We start from the raw sequence: 1,759 nt of genomic DNA on the forward strand, positions 1-1,759 counted from the left end.
AATGAACATTGAAAACTGAATTGCAATATGTCAACGTTAATTCCGAACGCAACATTAAATTGTTGGTTCAAAACAAGTGTTAGAGATAACACAAATTAGTATTTTATGAGCTAATCAAACATCATAATTCATTTATGGAGAGTTTGATCCTGGCTCAGGATGAACGCTGGCGGCGTGCCTAATACATGCAAGTCGAGCGAACAGATAAGGAGCTTGCTCCTTTGAAGTTAGCGGCGGACGGGTGAGTAACACGTGGGTAACCTACCTATAAGACTGGGATAACTTCGGGAAACCGGAGCTAATACCGGATAACATTTAGAACCGCATGGTTCTAAAGTGAAAGATGGTTTTGCTATCACTTATAGATGGACCCGCGCCGTATTAGCTAGTTGGTAAGGTAACGGCTTACCAAGGCGACGATACGTAGCCGACCTGAGAGGGTGATCGGCCACACTGGAACTGAGACACGGTCCAGACTCCTACGGGAGGCAGCAGTAGGGAATCTTCCGCAATGGGCGAAAGCCTGACGGAGCAACGCCGCGTGAGTGATGAAGGGTTTCGGCTCGTAAAACTCTGTTATTAGGGAAGAACAAATGTGTAAGTAACTGTGCACATCTTGACGGTACCTAATCAGAAAGCCACGGCTAACTACGTGCCAGCAGCCGCGGTAATACGTAGGTGGCAAGCGTTATCCGGAATTATTGGGCGTAAAGCGCGCGTAGGCGGTTTCTTAAGTCTGATGTGAAAGCCCACGGCTCAACCGTGGAGGGTCATTGGAAACTGGGAAACTTGAGTGCAGAAGAGGAAAGTGGAATTCCATGTGTAGCGGTGAAATGCGCAGAGATATGGAGGAACACCAGTGGCGAAGGCGACTTTCTGGTCTGTAACTGACGCTGATGTGCGAAAGCGTGGGGATCAAACAGGATTAGATACCCTGGTAGTCCACGCCGTAAACGATGAGTGCTAAGTGTTAGGGGGTTTCCGCCCCTTAGTGCTGCAGCTAACGCATTAAGCACTCCGCCTGGGGAGTACGACCGCAAGGTTGAAACTCAAAGGAATTGACGGGGACCCGCACAAGCGGTGGAGCATGTGGTTTAATTCGAAGCAACGCGAAGAACCTTACCAAATCTTGACATCCTTTGAAAACTCTAGAGATAGAGCCTTCCCCTTCGGGGGACAAAGTGACAGGTGGTGCATGGTTGTCGTCAGCTCGTGTCGTGAGATGTTGGGTTAAGTCCCGCAACGAGCGCAACCCTTAAGCTTAGTTGCCATCATTAAGTTGGGCACTCTAGGTTGACTGCCGGTGACAAACCGGAGGAAGGTGGGGATGACGTCAAATCATCATGCCCCTTATGATTTGGGCTACACACGTGCTACAATGGACAATACAAAGGGCAGCTAAACCGCGAGGTCATGCAAATCCCATAAAGTTGTTCTCAGTTCGGATTGTAGTCTGCAACTCGACTACATGAAGCTGGAATCGCTAGTAATCGTAGATCAGCATGCTACGGTGAATACGTTCCCGGGTCTTGTACACACCGCCCGTCACACCACGAGAGTTTGTAACACCCGAAGCCGGTGGAGTAACCATTTATGGAGCTAGCCGTCGAAGGTGGGACAAATGATTGGGGTGAAGTCGTAACAAGGTAGCCGTATCGGAAGGTGCGGCTGGATCACCTCCTTTCTAAGGATATATTCGGAAACATCTTCTTACGAAGATGAAATAGGAATAACATTGACATATTGTATTCAGTTTTGA

The 1,759-nt window shown here is 48.5% G+C and carries 1 rRNA gene; it reads left to right on the forward strand.

The features are described 5' to 3' along the window. The first annotated feature begins 131 nt into the window (after positions 1-131). Positions 132-1,684, forward strand: a 16S ribosomal RNA gene (locus BTM19_RS12855). Positions 1,685-1,759: the final 75 nt, after the last annotated feature.

It is taken from the genome of Staphylococcus xylosus (genome assembly GCF_002732165.1).
GTDB lineage: Bacteria > Bacillota > Bacilli > Staphylococcales > Staphylococcaceae > Staphylococcus > Staphylococcus xylosus.